Raw genomic sequence first — 17,700 nt, 5'->3', positions numbered from 1 at the left:
TTCTAAAAATTGAAATTGATTTTTGATATTTTGATTGATATTGAAGTTTTTACATTTTTAAAAAGTTTCCGAGAATCTTTTCTCCAACATCACCGCTTTTTTCTGGGTGAAATTGTGTTCCGTAAAAATTATCTTTTTGTAATGCCGATGCATATTCTACATCATAATTAGTTTTAGCCACAGCGTATTGGCAATTTGGAGCGTAAAAACTGTGAACCAAATACATAAATTCATTTTCAGAAACATCCTTAAACAAATCAGTTTTTAAATCATAAATCTGATTCCAGCCCATTTGAGGCACTTTTACGTTGTTTGAAAATTTCAAAACATCAACATCAAAAATCCCTAAACCTTCGGTATTTCCTTCTTCGGTCTTATTGCACATCAATTGCATTCCAAGACAGATTCCCAAAACTGGCTGTTTTAATTGAGGAATCAAACTGTTCAAACCGCTTTCGCGAAGTTTAGCCATAGCTGAACTCGCCTCGCCAACGCCAGGAAAAATCACTTTATCTGCCGATTTAATTTCCTCTGGATTATTACTCAGAACAGCTTTAAAACCCAATCTTTCAATAGCAAACATAATGCTCTGAATATTCCCTGCTCCGTAATTTATAATTACTATTTTCAAAATTATTTTTAGATTTTAGATTTTAGATTTTAGATTTCTCTTCAACTTAAAATCATTAATACTATTTTACTTAACCGCTAGGTTCGCAAAGATTTACGCTAAGAACGCGAAAAAACTTGTGTGCTTTGCGTACTTTGCGGTTAAACTTTTTTACAACATACCTTTAGTACTTGGCAAAATCATTTTTTCTGTATCCCTTTTTACGGCTACTTTTATGGCTTTTGCGAAAGCTTTAAAAATAGCTTCAATTTTGTGATGCTCGTTAATTCCTTCTGCTTTTATATTTAAGTTGGCTTTTGCGCCGTCTGTAAATGATTTAAAGAAATGATAAAACATTTCTGTTGGCATTTTACCTACCATTTCGCGTTTGAATTCAGTTTCCCAAACAAGCCAGTTTCTTCCGCCAAAATCAATTGCAGCTTGTGCTAAACAATCATCCATTGGAAGGCAGAAACCATAACGTTCTATTCCTAATTTATTTCCTAACGCTTTCGCGAAAACTTCTCCTAAGGCAATTGCTGTATCTTCAATTGTATGGTGCTCATCGACTTCTAAATCGCCTTTTACTATGATTTCTAAGTCCATTTGACCATGACGTGAGATTTGGTCTAACATGTGGTCGAAAAACGCAATTCCAGTATCGATTTTGCTTTTTCCTGTTCCGTCAAGATTCAGATTAATGTAAATATCTGTTTCATTTGTTTTTCTTGTAATTGAGGCTGAGCGCGCTTCTAATTTCAAAAACTCATAGATTTTCTTCCAATCCATTGTCTGTAAAACGATTGTTTCATTCAATTCTTCACGTTTAGATGAAATTTCATTGCTTCCAATTCCATCCGTATCGTTCATGAAAATCGCTTTTGCACCAAGATTTTTAGCCAATTCAACATCAGTCAAACGATCACCTAAAACAAAAGAATTCGCCAAATCATATTCTGGATTATTCAAATATTTAGTCAGCATTCCGGTTCTTGGTTTGCGAGTTGGCGCATTTTCTTCTGGAAAAGTTCTGTCAACGAAGATTTCATCAAAAACAACTCCTTCGTTTTCAAATGCTTTTAGAATAAAATTCTGCGTTGGCCAAAATGTATCTTCTGGAAAACTATCAGTTCCTAAGCCGTCCTGATTCGTTACCATTGCCAATTCGTAATCTAATTCAGCAGCAATTTTAGCCAAATATTGAAATGCTTTTGGATAAAACTCCAGTTTATCTAGGCTATCTAATTGATAATTTTCAGGTTCTAAAACAATCGTCCCGTCACGATCGATAAAAAGTACTTTTTTCATGGTTTATAGTTTGAGACCTAGCAGGTTTTAAAAACCTGTTAGGTCTGTCATAGTTTATAACAATTTCAATTCTCTAATTACAACCGCATTTTCTTCTTTTGTTCCTATTGTAAAACGAAGACAATTTTCACATAAAGGTTGTGTTGTTCTGTTTCTGATAACAATTCCTTTTTCGATTAACTGGTCGTATCTTTTGTTTGCGTCATCTACTTTTGCCAAGATAAAATTGGCTTCTGTTGGATACACTTTCTCAACAAAATTTACTTCAAGCAATACTTTAAGCAACTCTTCTCTTTGCTCAATAATAGAAGCTATTTCTTGTTTAATTTTATCAGAATCTTTTAAACGTTCTTTAGCTCTTTGCTGTGTTAATTCATTTACGTTATAAGGCGGTTTGATTTTGTTTAAAATTGAAATCACTTCCTCAGAAGCATAACAAATTCCTAAACGAATCCCAGCTAAACCATACGCTTTTGAAAGAGTTTGAGTAATCACTAAATTCGGATATTCGTCGATTTCTGTCAGCCAGCTTTCTTTATCTGAAAAATCAATATAGGCTTCATCAATTACCACTAAACCATTGAAGTTTTGAAGCAATTTCACTACGCTTTCATCAGAGAAAGAATTTCCCGTTGGATTGTTTGGCGAACACAAAAAGATGATTTTAGTGTTTTCGTCAACTGCTTCTAAAATCTTTTCAACCTGAGGCTGAAAATCGGTTGAAAGCAAAACTTCTCTATTTTCTACTGCATTGATGTTTGCCAAAACTCCGTACATACCATATGTAGGCGGAAGCGAAATAACATTGTCTTTGTTAGGTTCACAAAAAGCTCTAAAAAGCAAGTCTAAAACTTCATCACTTCCGTTTCCTAGCAAAATCTGACTTTGCTTTACTAAATTATTTTTAGCCAAAATCACTTTAACCGAATTCTGCTGAGGATCTGGATAACGATTTACGCCATTCTGATACGGATTTTCATTGGCATCCAAAAAAATCATTTCCGCTGTATCAAAATCTTCAAACTCATCTCTCGCAGAAGAATAGGGTTTTAACGATTTTACGTTTTCTCTAGTTATTGTGTTTATATCGAATATGTTCATTTGTTGTTGTTTTTTGGACTATTAGAAACAAGAAACAAGAGAAAAGACTTCTTATCTTACCCACTCAATATCTTTCTTCTTGCTTCTTTTCTCTTTCTTATTCTAAACTCTTTAATCTCAGCGTCACAGCATTCTTATGCGCTTGTAACCCTTCGGCTTCAGCCATTAATTCTATAGCTTTTCCAATGTTTTGAATTCCTTTTTCTGAAATTTTCTGGAATGTCATTGATTTCATAAAACTGTCTAGATTTACACCGCTGTAATTCTTCGCATAACCATTTGTTGGCAATGTATGATTGGTTCCCGAAGCGTAATCTCCAGCACTTTCGGGCGTATAATTCCCTATGAAGACAGAACCTGCGTTTACAATTCCGTTGCAATAGAAATCATCATATTCTGAGCAGATTATAAAATGTTCTGGGCCATATTCATTGATTAAATCTAAAGCAATCTGATCATTTTCGACATAAATCAATTTTGAATTTTCAATTGCTTTTTCTGCTATAGCTTTTCTAGGAAGAACTTCCAATTGTGATTGAACTTCTTTTTCTACTTCTGCAATTAGCTTTTTTGAAGTCGAAACTAAAATTACCTGACTGTCAGTTCCGTGTTCTGCTTGAGATAATAAATCTGAAGCTACAAAAGCTGGAACCGCTGTATCATCAGCAACAATTAACAGTTCTGAAGGCCCTGCAGGCATATCAATTGCAACGCCAAATTGAGTTGCCAACTGTTTCGCAACCGTTACAAATTGATTTCCTGGTCCGAAAATCTTATATACTTTCGGAATTGATTGTGTCCCGAAAGTCATTCCTGCAATAGCTTGGATTCCGCCAACTTTTAGAATTTTAGTTACACTGCATAAATTTGCAGCATACAAAATGGCGGGATTAATTTTTCCTTTTTTATCTGGCGGAGAACATAACACAATTTCTTTACAGCCAGCAATCTCAGCAGGAACAGCCAACATTAAAACAGTCGAAAACAAAGGCGCTGTTCCTCCAGGAATATACAAACCGATTTTTTGAATTGGTCTTTTCTCCTGCCAACAGTTTACTCCTTCAATAGTTTCAACAGAAACACGATCTGTTTTTTGAGCGTTGTGGAACTTATAAATATTGTCTTTCGCTAATTCAATAGCTTCTTTCAGCTCGTTCGGAATCAAGCTAATCGCTTCTTCAATTTCTGCTTGTGAAACTTCATAATTGTCTTGAGAAATTCCGTCAAAAATCGAAGTATATTTTGCAACAGCTTCATCTCCTTTTCTTTGAACTTCTTTAAAGATTTCTTTTACCGTAAGTTCTATATCGTCTACAGTTTTAGTCGGTCTTTTTAATATTTCTGACCAGATTTCTGGTTTTGGATTATCTATTTTATTCATGCCTTTATTTTTTTAACCGCAAAGGGCGCAAGGTTTTATTATTCTCTTTGTCTTGAAAAAACGCTAAGTTCGCAAAGCTGCATCCGCAACTTGGAATTTGGACTCGAGCGATAGCGAATAGGTGAAGCAATTTTCATATTGGAATTTCTGCTTTTTTTATAGTACCATTTTCTCAATTGGACAAACTAGAATTCCTTCTGCTCCTACTTCTTTTAACTGATCTATTACATCCCAAAAAGTATCTTTGTCGATTACTGAGTGAACACTGCTCCAACCTTCTTGCGCTAGCGGAAGAACCGTTAAACTTCTTAAAACTGGAAGGATTTTTCCAACTGCTTCAATTTTGTCATTTGGAACGTTCATTAGGATATATTTTGAATTTCTAGCTCTTAAAACAGCTTGAATTCTGAATTTTAAAGTATCAATGTGTTTCTGGATTTCTGGAGAAACTTTTGGTGAAACTGCCAAAACTGCTTCACTTTTCAAAATAACTTCAACTTCTTTTAAGTTGTTTTTGAACAAAGTGCTTCCGCTAGAAACAATATCTACAATGGCATCTGCAAGACCAATATTTGGAGCAATTTCTACAGAACCAGAGATTTGGTGAATATCTACAGTCAGACCAAATTTATTAAAATATTCGGTAACTGTATTGGGATAAGAGGTAGCAATACGAAGATTTGCTAAATCTTGCACCGAATTGTATTCGAAGGTTTTAGGAACAGCAACAGAAACCTTGCATTTTGAAAATCCTAATTTCTGGACCACTTCGATTCCTTTTCCTTTTTCTACCAAAAGATTATCGCCAACTATAGCTAAATCTACCACTCCATCGATTAAATATTGAGGAATATCTGAATTTCTAAGATATAAAACTTCAAGAGGAAAATTTGAAGCCTCGGCTTTTAACTGGTCGATTCCGTTGTTGATTGAAATACCGCAGTCCTTTAAGATTTGAATGCTGTCTTCATTTAAACGTCCAGATTTTTGAATTGCAATTTTTAAAGTACTCATTTTTTTAGTTGTTTGTTGAATTAATAGTTTGAGTACAAAGAGAGCTTGAATTAAAAAACCCGTTTGATGTACTCAAACGGGTTTTAAAATATGATGATTTACATGCATACCATTAACACATCGCTTGAGAGCAATAATGTAAATGATGATGATGTAATTGAATTGAAATCATGATTTGTTTTGTTTTTTACTTCTTTGATTCGGTTGCAAATATACTAGATAAAATAATTAAAAAGCAATTTTTATTTTAACTTAACGATAGTTTATTGTTAAAAATCGTTTTGAAGGGCATTTTAGTTAATGATTTTAAATTACTTTAACGAATTATCATATTCATCAAAAACCAATAAAACTCGCGTGCCTATACCAATTTCGCTTTCAATTTTAAATTTAATTTTAAGCAAATCGGTCATTCGTTTTACAATAAACAAACCAAGCCCAGTTCCTTTTATTTCTGAATGATTTAAAGAATCTGATCTGAAGAAAGGATTCAAAATAGATTCTAAATCTTTTTTTGCGATTCCAATTCCTTGATCTGAAATATTGCAGATAATTTTCTCGTTTTCTCTCGATAAGGAAATTCGAACTTCACTATCGGGTTTTGAGTATTTTATGGCATTTGAGATGATATTTCGAAGAATTGTTACCGCTAAGTAATTATCGGAATAAATATAAAACTCTTCTGAAGCGTCTAAAATCACATTTACTTTTCCTACTTTAATTTTCTCTGTATTTAATTTCAGTACATCTAAAACGACAGCATTTAAATAAACTTTTTCTTTAAGAATATTCTGTTTTTGATTCTCAAATCGAGCCATCATAAGCAGCTGATCAACAAGAGAATTCAAATGGTCTACCTCATTAATACAATAATTAATTTTTTCTTCGTATTCTTTGTTGTCACGGGGTTTACGTATAAGCACTTCAAGTGTTCCTTTAATAACAGTTAAAGGTGTTCTCAATTCATGAGAAGCATCAGAAGTGAATTGTTTTTCGCGCTCTATTGCGTCTTCAATTCGATTTAATAAATTATTAATAGTCTTAGAAAGCACAAATAATTCGTCTCTTGTTTTTGGAAGCGGAATACGTGCTTTCAGATTGTCTTTTGTAATAATCTTAGAAGTCTGAATAATATTATTTATCGGCTTTATGCTTCTTCCAGCATAAAATCTTGCTAAGAAAAAAAGAATCAAAAGAATGATTGGAAAAGTAATTAATAAGGTATCCATCAAATTATCCAATACTTTTGAAGAATCTGAAAGTGACATGGCAATAATCAAATATCCAACTTTTTTGGAGTGCACGTGAAGCGGAACTTGGATTTGGCGAATTTTATTGCCTAATAATTGTGCATCAAAAAGTTGAAAATGATTTTTATTTTCATGAAAAACGAGTTTTTCATTTTTTAAGTTCGGAGACTTTTCTATTATTTTTTTATTTAAATCTAAAAACTGGACAAATACAGGATTTACATCAACAGAATTATGCTCTCTTTCTTCCCATTCTTCCGCATCCATAAAAACGACCCTACCTTTTTCAATTTTAATTTCCCTAAGATGATCTTGAACTTCTATGTTTAAATTTTCATCTATATGATTGTAAACAGTCAGTTTTACAATAAAATAAATAGCAGAAAAAACCGCCAAAACCAAAAGCCCAGTTCCTACGATATAATTTAGTGCTATTCTGTCTTTAAAAGATAATGATGTCATTTGTTAATCATTAGCAATATATCCAATGCCTCGGATGGTTTTAATATAGTCTTCCTCGATTTTAAGGTTCAGTTTTTTTCTAATGGCATTCATGAAAACATCAATAACACCTGTATCGTACTCAAAATTAATTTCCCAGACGTCTCGCAAAATCTGGTTTCTGGTACAGACTTTTCCTTTATGCTGTATTAAATAAGCTAGTAATTCAAATTCGCGTTGGGTCAGCGAAATTTCTTCATCTCCTTTCAATACAATATGTCTGGACAAGTCCATCGTAATATTTCCGAGAGTTAGGGTTTCAGTTTGTTTTTTATTTCTAAAGTGAACTTTAATTCGCTCCACCAATTCTTCAAAACTAAAAGGCTTTTTGATATAATCGTTTGCACCAGCTTTCAGGCCTTCAATAGTTTCTTGAACTGTGTCTTTTGCAGTTAAAAAAATAATTGGAGTAAAATGATCTTTAACTCTAATAGCTTTGCACAAATCTAGGCCGTTTATTTTTGGCAACATCCAATCTAAAAGAATTAAATCAAATTTTTGTTCCTGAACCAGTTCAAAACCTTTAGAACCATCAGCAGCTGTAGTAATTTGATACCCTTCTTCTTGCAAACCTTGTTTTAGAAATTGAACAATTCCTACTTCGTCTTCAACTATTAAAATATGCATTTATCGTATCTGATTAAATTTGAATTCATTTTACCAATTCAAAGATAGATAATTTAGCTCTCAGAAATAATCCTTATCATTAATAAAAAAGGCAATCAACTTCTTAAGCAAACATTAAGTCAATGTTAAGTAAGGTAAAAGTGGAACTTAATCTGGCGTTAATCATTCGAAATTAATTTTGTAAAAAAATAAGTCCGATGAATTTTTACAAAAAACTTTCGCCTTTCTATAACCTTGCTCTACTGTATTTTATTGTAAGTTTTACGCTTAGAATGGTATTGCTTTTCCATCCCATTACTCAAAGTTCGTTTACTTTTACAGAGAGCTTAAAAATATTCTCACTTGGCTTATTGTCAGATGCTTTCGTGTTTGTACTAGCTTCGGGCTTTTTGTGGCTTTACCTTATTTTTATTTCCAATTCAAAATACAACAAGCCTTACGGGTATATTATTCTGGCAGGTTTTGTAGCGCTTTTGCTTTATATCGTATCAGGAAAAAGCATTTTTGACGAATACGGCGGTGCTTTACCCAGAATCGTTTTGATTTTTGTTTCCTTAAAAACACTTTTGTTTGCGCTTTTCCTTTTCCTTCCAAAACACAGAGATAAAATCAGGTTTTGGCTTTTTGCTTTTGTGATCTTTTTATACGTTTTATTGATTCTTCAAAATGCGATAAGCGAATTCTTCTTCTGGAATGAATTTGGAGTAAAATATAATTTCATCGCAGTTAATTACCTAATCTACACTAATGAAGTCATAGGAAATATTATGCAGTCTTATCCAGTCGTTCCTATATTTTCTGCTTTATTTATCGTTACAGGAACTATTGCTTATTTCATTATTAAGAATTCTAGAAATTATATTGATGAGATTCCAAATTTTAATGAAAAATTGAAAATTACAGCTCTTTATGCAGTTTTATTTGTTGCGTCATTGTTGGCTGTTCCAGGATTAGCCAAAACAGAAAATTCTAAAAACGTCTTTGTTAATGAACTGCAATCGAACGGAATCTATAAATTCTATCTGGCTTTTCAGAATAATAAATTGGATTATTTTAAATTTTACAAAACAATTCCGAACGAAAAAGCATTTGCTTTGTTAAAACAGGATTTACCTGCTATTTCTGGTAAAAACACTTTACACGAAATAAAAGAGACTTCTCTTGAACAGCATAAAAATGTGGTATTAATTACTATTGAAAGCTTAAGCGCCGATTTTATGAAAATGTATGGAAACGAGCAAAATATTACGCCATTTTTAGACAGTCTTGCACAAAAAAGTTTACTCTTTACAAATGTGTATGCAGCAGGAAACCGCACAGTTCGTGGACTTGAAGCTGTAACTTTATGCCTTCCTCCTACAGCTGGCGAAAGTGTGGTTAAAAGAGAAGACAACAAAAACAAGTTCTCGACTGGATCTGTATTCCTTAAAAAAGGGTATAATGTGAAATTCATGTACGGTGGAGATGCTTTTTTTGACAATATGCAGGATTTTTATACTGGAAACGGCTATCAAATTATTGACAAATCGAGTTTTGCTGAAAATGAAGTTACTTTTTCGAACGTGTGGGGAGTTTGCGATGAAGACATGTATAACAAAGCAATTAAAGTTATGAATGCTGAGGCTAAACAAAATAAGCCTTTCTTCAATCATATCATGACTGTTAGCAACCATAGACCTTTTACTTATCCAAACAATAAAATTGACATTCCCGGAAATATCAAATCACGAGACGGAGGCGTGAAATATACTGATTACGCACTTAAACAATTCTTTAAACAGGCAGAAAAACAGCCTTGGTTTAAAAATACTGTTTTTGTAATTGTAGCCGATCACTGTGCTTCTAGTGCAGGAAAAACAGAACTTCCGTTGGATAAATACAGAATTCCAGCTCTAATATATTCTTCAGATATAAAACCTGAAAAATACACCAAATTAATGTCGCAGATTGACCTCATGCCAACATTATTTGGACTTTTAAATTTTGACTACGAAAGCAAATTCTTTGGCCGTGATGTATTTAAACCAGATTATCAGCCTAGAGCTTTTATAGCAACTTATCAAGATCTTGGTTTAATAAAAGATAATGTTTTGACAATTTTATCTCCAAAGCAACAGATAAAACAGTTTCAATTGAAACTTTACGAAAGAGCCGGAATCTCTCCAGAATTTCAAATCCATTATGATGAAATTCCGCTAAAAACTGAAAACAAGAACTTGGTCGACGAAACTATTTCTTACTATCAATCAGCTTCATATGTTTTAAAAGAGAAAGAATATCAGTTTAAAGATTTAGCCGATAAGCATAAAAAATTATATGCAAACATTCATCATTAAAAAGAAAAACAAAAGCCTCAAAATCGTAAAGAATTTGAGGCTTTTGTTTATAGTTTCAGCTTAACTTGAAACATGAAACTTAAAACTTGAAACAAAAATTAGTCGTTCTGATTTTTCATTCCAAATAAATTTCCTTTCTGGTATAATTTTAAATCATCCTGCAAAAATTGGTAGTTTCTTTGAGTAACAGCTGGCGAATCCAAATCGCTCAAATCTGGTTTTCCTGCATTTACCCAAGCAGTATACCAAAAACTTGCCGTTGCAGAAATTGCTTTTCTCATTTGACTTTCAACCATTCCGTTTAATTCTGCATGCAATTTCCCAGCATATTCATCAGAAAACTTAGAAGTATTGTATTTTGTTTTAGCGATTTTACCATCAGCATCCATTTCAAAAACTTTGTTTTCAGGAGTTGCAGTTCTTAGCTTTTTATCAATGTCCAATAAAGGCTGTGCAAAACTGTGAGTATCATTAATCATATCCCAAATGGCTTTATGAACATCGGCATAATACTGAGCTTCTGGAACATTTAATTTATAATTCTTAACAAATAATTCTGGCAATCTACTTTCCCAAAGTGAATGAATTCCCTTTTGATCAGTCAATTGTCCGTCATGATTTTTAGAAGTGTGCAAAGGCATGTGAGCATCGCCAATATAGTGACCTAAATCTGCTGCAAGAAATAAGATTTCAGCTCTATTTTTTTCTTTAAAAGCCTTTGTCAATTTTGCCATCATATCTTCAATATACCAAGGTAGAATTCCGTTATCGCTCAAAAATTTAGCATCGTACTTTTGTTTTGCTTCTTCTAATGTTTGTGGATATGTGTCAGCAGATCCAAAGTTTTCCATATCGAAATAATGCCTTGGGCCTTCTTCTTTATAATTTAAAGCATACTTACGGATATCGGGAACCGAAGCTTCTTGTGTAATAAAATCAATGTGGTTGTAAAAAAAGATCTGTAATTGTTTTGGTAAAGCCATTACAGCTGCTTTGTTAATACGCTCATGGCCAACATTTCCCCATGACAGCATAATAAACCCAATAACTAAAGCTCCGAAAGCTATTAATTTTGGTCTCATTTGGATTTTCTTCATTTGTTTTTTTATTAGAGGGAGCAAATTTAGCTTTAATTAAAGAATACGCAAAAAATACTGTAATTAAGATTTCCTAAATTTAGATTTTTGAGATTTTCCGCTCCAAAAGAAACAGAAGTTTATATTAACAATAGTTTTCTTTATATATTTGTTTTTATAATTAATATACTTTTATGCGCCAGATTATCTTAAATCTCTTCTTGCTTACCTCCTCCTTATGCTTGGCACAAGAAACTGACATTCAACTAAAAAATATCAGCGACACTATATTAAACCCAAAAAGGATTCTTAAAGTTTCTGAACCGCTTGATGGCATAAAAACAATTCAAAAGCTATTTCCTGGCAATCTCTATCATTTTGCCGATAAAAATAATTTTATTAGCTGGAAATGTAAAGCATGCAAACCAGCTCCTTTTTTGGACGTAAATGGTGTCGAAGGCGACCAATTATTTCCATATATCGAAGGTGTTGCAACAAGACTTTTAGCCAATATTGATTATAAAGATTCAAAAGGAAATCAATTCAAAATACTAGCTTTTAATCACTCTGTCCATGATGAAGACGGATTGCAGACTGGGCGTTTTTCTGGAGGATTGCTAGGTTTGGCAAAATTTGCTAAAAATGGCAATTTATGGGAAATGCGATCTTTCCAGCCAGCAGTTGCTGCATTTGGAGCTTTTGCGCAATGCCCAACTCCAAAATTGATTGAAATTGGAGAGGATCAATTTGCTTTTACATTGCTGCATGTTAATGGTGGCGCAGGCGGTCCTTTTGAAGGATGGCTATACTTGGTTGCTGGTTTTGACGGAAAATATCAGCCGATAATGGAAGTCGACAATTATCAACTTACAAACGTCCAAAGTATACAATGGTCTGGAACATATACAGTTATGAATGATAATGCAAAAAAGCATTTTAGAGATATTATTGTCAAAACAACAGGCACGTTTAATAAAGCTTTAAAAGCTCAAGACGAATTCGAAACAAATCTTCCAGAAGAAATTGCAGCTATGGCAAAATTAAAAAAGTCGTTTAATTTTGAGATTGAAAGACGTTATGCTTTCAAAGGAAAATTTTACAAAATGATTGATAAACCAATTGTAAAATTCTCCAATGTAAAGTAATAGTTAAAAACTTTTGAGTATGCTTTTACCGCAAAGAACACAAAGATTTTTTACTTAAGATTGAGAATACAAACGCAAAGTTCGCAAAGTTTTTTGAACAAAGCTTTGCGAACTTTGCGTAACTCCTTGCGCTCTTTGCGGTTAAAAAAATACTAGCCCAAATAAAGAATTGACACTAAAGCAAAAACGGCTATAAAAATCCAAAGAAAAATTCCTTGAAGCAAAGGCTTTACTCCTACTGTTTTTAAGGTGGCAAAATTTAAAGTTGCTCCAATCAAAAACAAAGTTATGGTTAAACCAATTTTGGCAATCCCAACGAGATGGCCAGTAAAAAAGGCTGTTGACGGAGCGTAAGTATTTACTAACATCGCCACAACAAACAAACCGATAAAATAAGGTATTTTGATTTTTGAATTCTTGCTTTTAAAAAGAAAAGCAGTCAAAATTGAAATGGGAATAATCCATAAAGCTCTTGCTAATTTTACTGTTGTAGCAACTTGTAAGGCTTCTGCGCCATATTTATTTGCCGCTCCGACTACAGAACTCGTATCATGAATGGCAATGGCACACCATAAACCAAAATCTTTTTGCGATAAATCCAATTGATGTCCGATAAACGGAAAAATAAACAAGGCAATTGAATTGAGTATAAAAATAACACCCAAAGCAATTGAAGTTTGATTTTCGTTTGACTTGATTACTGGTGAAATGGCAGCAATAGCGCTTCCTCCACAGATTGCTGTTCCACAAGAAATCAAATGAGAAGTTTTTTTCTCTGTTTTAAGCCATTTCCCCAACAGAAACCCGAAGAGTAAAGTACTAAAAATTGAAAAAACAGTTAGAACAAATCCTTCTTTTCCCGCAGAAACTGCATTATTGGCATTCATTCCAAACCCTAAACCAACCACAGAAAACTGCAATAAAAATGTAATAGCTTTATGATTGAATTCTACAAATGGATTTCCGAAAAGATTCACAATCAAAACACCTAACAAAAGTGCAATTGGCGGGGATATAATTGAAAATAAACATAAAAGAATTACAGCGAGAAATAAAACTTGCTGCAATGACTGATTAATTTCAAATAATTGTGCTGTGCTTTGTTCTTTTGTTTTCAAAATAAATGGGTATTGATATTATGTCGCAAAGTTCTGCCGTTTATATTAAAAACACCAATCGCAAATTACAATAGGCTATAACTTCAGGTTATAATGATTTGCTAAATTTTGAATAAATAATTCTGACAAAGCGTCTGATTTTCCTTGTAAGGTGGCAATATAAAAATATCTTTCTATTGACAACTTTTCTACATCTAAAACAATTAATTCTTTGTTTTTCAATTCCTTATTTACAGCATGAATAGACATAAAGGCAAAACAATCTGAATTTAATAAATACGATTTTATACTTTCTGTGCTCCCAAGCTGCATTTCGATTTGTAAATCTGAAAATTTTAAACCTGCTTTTTTCAAGGCAAATTCTATAACTTCAAGTGTTCCAGATCCACGCTCTCGAGTTATGAATTTCATTGATTTTAAATCATTTACTGAAATTTCGTTTTGTTTTGCTAAAGGATTATTGCTATTGCAGACTAAAACCAGTTCGTCTTTTAAAAACGGAATGTATTTTATGGATTGATTTTTTGATTGCCCTTCAACAATCCCGATTTCGATTTCTTTATTGATTAAAGCTGTTTCGATTTGTTCTGTATTTCCATTCAGCAGATTGACTTTTATGTCTTTTTGTTTCTGATGAAAACTAGCTAAAACTGGAGAAATAATATATTGCGAAATGGTTGTACTCGCTCCTAACCTAAGCAAACCTTGACGTTCTGCATTAAATGAGCTCATCTCAAAATCTATCTCGCGATAAATATCAAAAATACTTTTAGTATATTTTTGCAGCATTTTTCCCGCTGGAGTTAAGGCAATTTTAGAACCGTTTCGTTCGAAAAGTTTAGTTTTATAAGTTTCTTCTAATTCTTGAATATGTTTAGAAACTGCTGGCTGCGTAATATACAATTCTGTTGCCGCTTTAGTAAAATTAAGGCGGAGCGCAACGGTGTAGAAAACTTTTAGCCTAAAGTCCATAACTATTGTTTGTTTTGTTTCATGTTTAAAGTTTCAAGAAAAACTTTGAACCTTCCCCTCAATTCAACCTTTTTTTTGTTTTATTATGCAGCCTTATTGTATAGTCCCTACGGGGCAATTTACTTTGTGATCGTTTTTCTACCAATCTTAAACTCCTAACGGAGTTTGTTTCGTAAATATTATTATAAACAGATCTTATTATCAAATTTAGATCTCTAAAACAGTTTCTATTTAGCAGAATAATTAACAAAATTCTAGGAATAAAATTCTCGTAGAGTTTAAATCGGTACCCCTTAAGTTGACGCACTTTGTCTCGTAGGGACTTTACATGATGCATTATAAAAGCCCATTATACTTTCTAACAAACCATTCTGTAGTCAATAAAGCAACAATCAAAATCAATAACCAAACCCAGTCGATAATTGGAGTTTTACTTGAAACATTTTTCTCGATCGATTTGTATTCTTTGTTTTCCAAAAGTGTATTTATCAATTGATCGGATTGATCTTCGAAGAAAGCTTTTCCACCAGTCTGCTGCGCCAATTGCTGTAATTTTTGAACATCTGGATTTACGAATTGTTTTTCGATATCAAAATCTAAAATTTCAAAATGGCCTGCGTACGACGTATTTGAGTTTAATTCTTTTACTGTAAAATTATATTTTCCAGCTGGAAGTCCTTCCAAATTAGCTGAGAAAGAATTACTTCCTTTTAGTAAATCGTAATTTTTGGTTTGTTTGGTTGCTGCATTTACAACACTAATTGTAAGTCGCGCTTTTTCATCAAACTCGTAATTTTTATTGAAATACTGTGCATTGATGATAATTTCTTCTCCAGAGTTATAAAAACTTTCGTGTGTTACTACCAAAGATTTTTTTGAAGCCGATGATGCTAGATATTGAACGATTTTATCAATAAAAACGTCATACTTTTCAAAAGACTGGTTATCAACATGGCTTTGCAAACGCCATTTCCAGCTATTTTCTCCTAAAAGAAAAGCAGTTCTTTTGCCTTGGTTTTCGGCGAAAGCCAATAATGGAGCATTTGTAGAAACGTTTCTTATTTTTGATGAAAGCAAAACAGACACATTTCCATTTGTACTTATATTTCCAAACGGATTCTGTAAAGCTGGGAAATTTTCAAAACCAATATCATCAATTGCAAACAGATTAAAATCTGCATGGAATTCATTTAGAAAATCTTCTCGCTGATTGCTCATTTTAAAAATCAGATTATTTTGCTGCTGATTTAAAAAATTGAAATCGGTATTGTTTCCTGTTATAATAAAGGTGTTTGTGCCTTTTAATTTATTATTATCAAATATCGGCTTGAAAGCAGTTGTTGGCTGGTATAAAACCAAAACAGAAACATCCTGTAAGTCGTTAATATGATTTGGCTTAACTAATATTACTTTACGCTGTGCATTAACTTCTATCGAGCGTTTTAAAGATGCAATATCTGGATGATTAATTGCTGAAACAATAGCAATTGTCGACTTTTGGTCGATAATTTCAACTGCAAAATTTTTGAGGTTATTATAGCTGTTTTTTTCTTTAACCGAAGATTGAATGCTAGCTTTATAAATCTGTAAACCAACTTTATCAGCCGGAAGAAGCAAATTTAAAGAAGCTGTCTTTTTTGAAGGTGAGAAAGAAAGTTTTTCTTTTGCCACAACTGTATTTCCTTGTGTAATGGTAAATTCTGCATTGGCCGTTTTATCGCCGGCATATTGCAGAAAAACTTCTACAGGAAATTTATTTTTATGAAACGCGTATTTATTTACGTTCAATTGATTGATTTTTAAATCAAAAAAAGTGGTTGTATCTCCCACAACCAAAGGATAAACTTTATTGACAGGATCGAATCTATACACATAGTCGTTTCCTGTAGTTTGATTTCCGTCGGTAATAATTACTGTCGGGAAAATCAGATTTTTGTTGATGCTTTTTAAATTCTTTGCTGCTTCGTCTAAATTGGTTTGATTTCCCTTAAAATCAAATTTATCCGAAGTTTTAAAATCGTTATCAAATTGATATGATTGGATTTCAAATTTTTCCTTTAATGCAGGATTTGAAACCAGTTTTTGATATAATTCTACCGCTTTTTTATCTGATTTTAAAGCAACGATTGAACTCGAATTATCAACTACAATTGCCAAAGGCGTTTTGGTAATCTCTAAAGAATTTTTAGAAATTATCGGATTAATCAATAAAACCAATAATCCGAAAATGGCTAGAAAACGTAAAAAAGCCAAAAGTATAATCACATTGGATTTACTTTTGGCTTTGAAAAAATATTGAAAGTACGATAAACCACCAGCAATTACTAAAGAAAGCAATAATAAAAGAATCGTGTTTGTCGTCATATTTATTTTTAAGTTTATGGTTTTTAGCTTAAAGTTTATGGTTGTGAACTATAAACAACAAACCATCAACAATCAACTTATTAGGTAAGCATTCCTCCGCAAACGTTAAGAACTTGTCCTGTTACGTAAGCACTCATATCAGAAGCTAAGAAAAGGCAAGCATTTGCTACGTCTTCTGGAGTTCCTCCACGTTTCAATGGAATACCTTCTCTCCATCCTTTTACTACATCTTCTGATAATTTTGCAGTCATTTCAGTTTCGATGAAACCTGGAGCGATTGCATTGCAACGAATGTTACGAGAACCTAACTCAAGCGCTACAGATTTAGTAAATCCGATTGCACCGGCTTTAGAAGCTGCATAATTTGTCTGACCTGCGTTTCCAGAAACTCCAACAACAGAACTAATGTTGATGATAGATCCAGCTCTTTGTTTTAAGAAAGTTTTCTGAATCGCTTTTGTCATATTAAAAACCGATTTCAAGTTTACATCAATTACTTGGTCAAAATCTGCCTCAGACATACGCATTAAAAGGTTGTCTTTTGTAATTCCAGCATTATTGATTAAGATATCTACAGTTCCAAAATCTGCTAAAACAGCATCAACAAAAGTTTGAGCTTCGTTAAAATCTGCTGCGTTAGATTGGTATCCTTTTGCTTTAACGCCTAAACTATTTAATTCTGCCTCCAAAGCTTCTGCAGATGCTGCAGATGAGCTGTATGTAAAAGCAACGTTTGCTCCATGCTTAGCAAAAACTTCAGCAATTCCTTTTCCAATTCCACGGCTTGCACCAGTAATAATTGCAACTTTTCCTTCTAGTAATTTCATATTAAGGTATTCGTTTTTATTTTTTGAATTACAAATATAGATTATTTGGGCGTTTAATAAAATTTGTAAT

General features: G+C 32.8%; 14 protein-coding genes. 2 read left to right on the top strand and 12 right to left on the bottom strand.

Annotation, left to right across the window (positions count from 1 at the left end; translation table 11 throughout):
• Positions 1-49: 49 nt before the first annotated feature.
• From hisH to FF52_RS06800, 7 genes are all read right to left on the bottom strand, one after another.
• A complete protein-coding gene (hisH, locus tag FF52_RS06830; RefSeq protein WP_008464086.1) occupies positions 50-631 on the bottom strand; it encodes an imidazole glycerol phosphate synthase subunit HisH in 582 nt (193 codons plus the stop codon).
• Between the two features lie 150 nt (positions 632-781).
• Positions 782-1,918, bottom strand: a complete 1,137-nt coding sequence (gene hisB, locus FF52_RS06825; RefSeq protein WP_008464085.1) for a bifunctional histidinol-phosphatase/imidazoleglycerol-phosphate dehydratase HisB — start codon at positions 1,916-1,918, stop codon at positions 782-784.
• 54 nt (positions 1,919-1,972) lie between these two features.
• Positions 1,973-3,019 (bottom strand): histidinol-phosphate transaminase, encoded by a 1,047-nt coding sequence (gene hisC, locus FF52_RS06820; protein ID WP_008464083.1) that lies wholly within the window; start codon positions 3,017-3,019, stop codon positions 1,973-1,975.
• Between the two features lie 97 nt (positions 3,020-3,116).
• Positions 3,117-4,400, bottom strand: coding sequence for a histidinol dehydrogenase (gene hisD, locus FF52_RS06815; RefSeq protein ID WP_008464081.1), 1,284 nt, complete (start codon positions 4,398-4,400; stop codon positions 3,117-3,119).
• A gap of 156 nt (positions 4,401-4,556) precedes the next feature.
• On the bottom strand, positions 4,557-5,414 hold the full coding sequence (gene hisG / locus FF52_RS06810; RefSeq protein WP_008464079.1) for an ATP phosphoribosyltransferase: 858 nt from the start codon (positions 5,412-5,414) through the stop codon (positions 4,557-4,559).
• Between the two features lie 311 nt (positions 5,415-5,725).
• Positions 5,726-7,126: a sensor histidine kinase gene (locus FF52_RS06805; RefSeq protein WP_008464076.1), complete on the bottom strand. Its 1,401-nt coding sequence runs from the start codon at positions 7,124-7,126 to the stop codon at positions 5,726-5,728.
• Positions 7,127-7,129: 3 nt separating this feature from the next.
• On the bottom strand, positions 7,130-7,792 hold the full coding sequence (locus tag FF52_RS06800) for a response regulator transcription factor (RefSeq protein ID WP_008464075.1): 663 nt from the start codon (positions 7,790-7,792) through the stop codon (positions 7,130-7,132).
• Positions 7,793-7,989: 197 nt separating this feature from the next.
• Here FF52_RS06800 and FF52_RS06795 point away from each other — a divergent pair, with 197 nt between their 5' ends.
• The gene (locus tag FF52_RS06795) at positions 7,990-10,128 is read left to right on the top strand and encodes an LTA synthase family protein (RefSeq protein ID WP_008464074.1); all 2,139 of its coding nucleotides are present in this window, start codon (positions 7,990-7,992) and stop codon (positions 10,126-10,128) included.
• A gap of 98 nt (positions 10,129-10,226) precedes the next feature.
• On the opposite strand, the gene FF52_RS06790 is transcribed toward FF52_RS06795, so the two are convergent.
• On the bottom strand, positions 10,227-11,225 hold the full coding sequence (locus tag FF52_RS06790; RefSeq protein WP_008464073.1) for a zinc dependent phospholipase C family protein: 999 nt from the start codon (positions 11,223-11,225) through the stop codon (positions 10,227-10,229).
• 221 nt (positions 11,226-11,446) lie between these two features.
• On the opposite strand from FF52_RS06790, the gene FF52_RS06785 reads away from it, so the two are divergent.
• Complete coding sequence (locus tag FF52_RS06785; RefSeq protein WP_237718534.1) at positions 11,447-12,349, top strand: hypothetical protein; 903 nt, start codon at positions 11,447-11,449, stop codon at positions 12,347-12,349.
• Between the two features lie 152 nt (positions 12,350-12,501).
• On the opposite strand, the gene FF52_RS06780 is transcribed toward FF52_RS06785, so the two are convergent.
• The 4 genes from FF52_RS06780 to fabG form a co-directional block, all read right to left on the bottom strand.
• Positions 12,502-13,467 (bottom strand): YeiH family protein, encoded by a 966-nt coding sequence (locus FF52_RS06780; RefSeq protein WP_008464071.1) that lies wholly within the window; start codon positions 13,465-13,467, stop codon positions 12,502-12,504.
• 75 nt (positions 13,468-13,542) lie between these two features.
• Complete coding sequence (locus FF52_RS06775) at positions 13,543-14,439, bottom strand: LysR family transcriptional regulator (protein WP_008464070.1); 897 nt, start codon at positions 14,437-14,439, stop codon at positions 13,543-13,545.
• A gap of 336 nt (positions 14,440-14,775) precedes the next feature.
• Complete coding sequence (locus FF52_RS06770) at positions 14,776-16,803, bottom strand: hypothetical protein (RefSeq protein WP_008464068.1); 2,028 nt, start codon at positions 16,801-16,803, stop codon at positions 14,776-14,778.
• A gap of 80 nt (positions 16,804-16,883) precedes the next feature.
• Positions 16,884-17,630 carry a 3-oxoacyl-[acyl-carrier-protein] reductase gene (gene fabG / locus FF52_RS06765; protein WP_008464066.1) on the bottom strand — a complete coding sequence of 249 codons (747 nt, stop codon included), beginning with the start codon at positions 17,628-17,630 and terminating at the stop codon, positions 16,884-16,886.
• Positions 17,631-17,700 lie beyond the last annotated feature (70 nt).

This window comes from Flavobacterium sp. F52, from assembly GCF_000278705.1.
GTDB lineage: Bacteria > Bacteroidota > Bacteroidia > Flavobacteriales > Flavobacteriaceae > Flavobacterium > Flavobacterium anhuiense.
Note: the sequence above shows the minus strand (reverse complement) of the source record. Positions and strands in the feature narration are given on the sequence as shown.

Bases quoted from the DNA above. Each gene is read 5' to 3' on its own strand.
- hisB (WP_008464085.1), bottom strand. From the start codon at position 1,918: ATGAAAAAAGTACTTTTTATCGATCGTGACGGGACGATTGTTTTAGAA.
- hisC (WP_008464083.1), bottom strand. From the start codon at position 3,019: ATGAACATATTCGATATAAACACAATAACTAGAGAAAACGTAAAATCG.
- hisD (WP_008464081.1), bottom strand. From the start codon at position 4,400: ATGAATAAAATAGATAATCCAAAACCAGAAATCTGGTCAGAAATATTA.
- hisG (WP_008464079.1), bottom strand. From the start codon at position 5,414: ATGAGTACTTTAAAAATTGCAATTCAAAAATCTGGACGTTTAAATGAA.
- FF52_RS06805 (WP_008464076.1), bottom strand. From the start codon at position 7,126: ATGACATCATTATCTTTTAAAGACAGAATAGCACTAAATTATATCGTA.
- FF52_RS06800 (WP_008464075.1), bottom strand. From the start codon at position 7,792: ATGCATATTTTAATAGTTGAAGACGAAGTAGGAATTGTTCAATTTCTA.
- FF52_RS06795 (WP_008464074.1), top strand. From the start codon at position 7,990: ATGAATTTTTACAAAAAACTTTCGCCTTTCTATAACCTTGCTCTACTG.
- FF52_RS06790 (WP_008464073.1), bottom strand. From the start codon at position 11,225: ATGAAGAAAATCCAAATGAGACCAAAATTAATAGCTTTCGGAGCTTTA.
- FF52_RS06775 (WP_008464070.1), bottom strand. From the start codon at position 14,439: ATGGACTTTAGGCTAAAAGTTTTCTACACCGTTGCGCTCCGCCTTAAT.
- FF52_RS06770 (WP_008464068.1), bottom strand. From the start codon at position 16,803: ATGACGACAAACACGATTCTTTTATTATTGCTTTCTTTAGTAATTGCT.
- fabG (WP_008464066.1), bottom strand. From the start codon at position 17,630: ATGAAATTACTAGAAGGAAAAGTTGCAATTATTACTGGTGCAAGCCGT.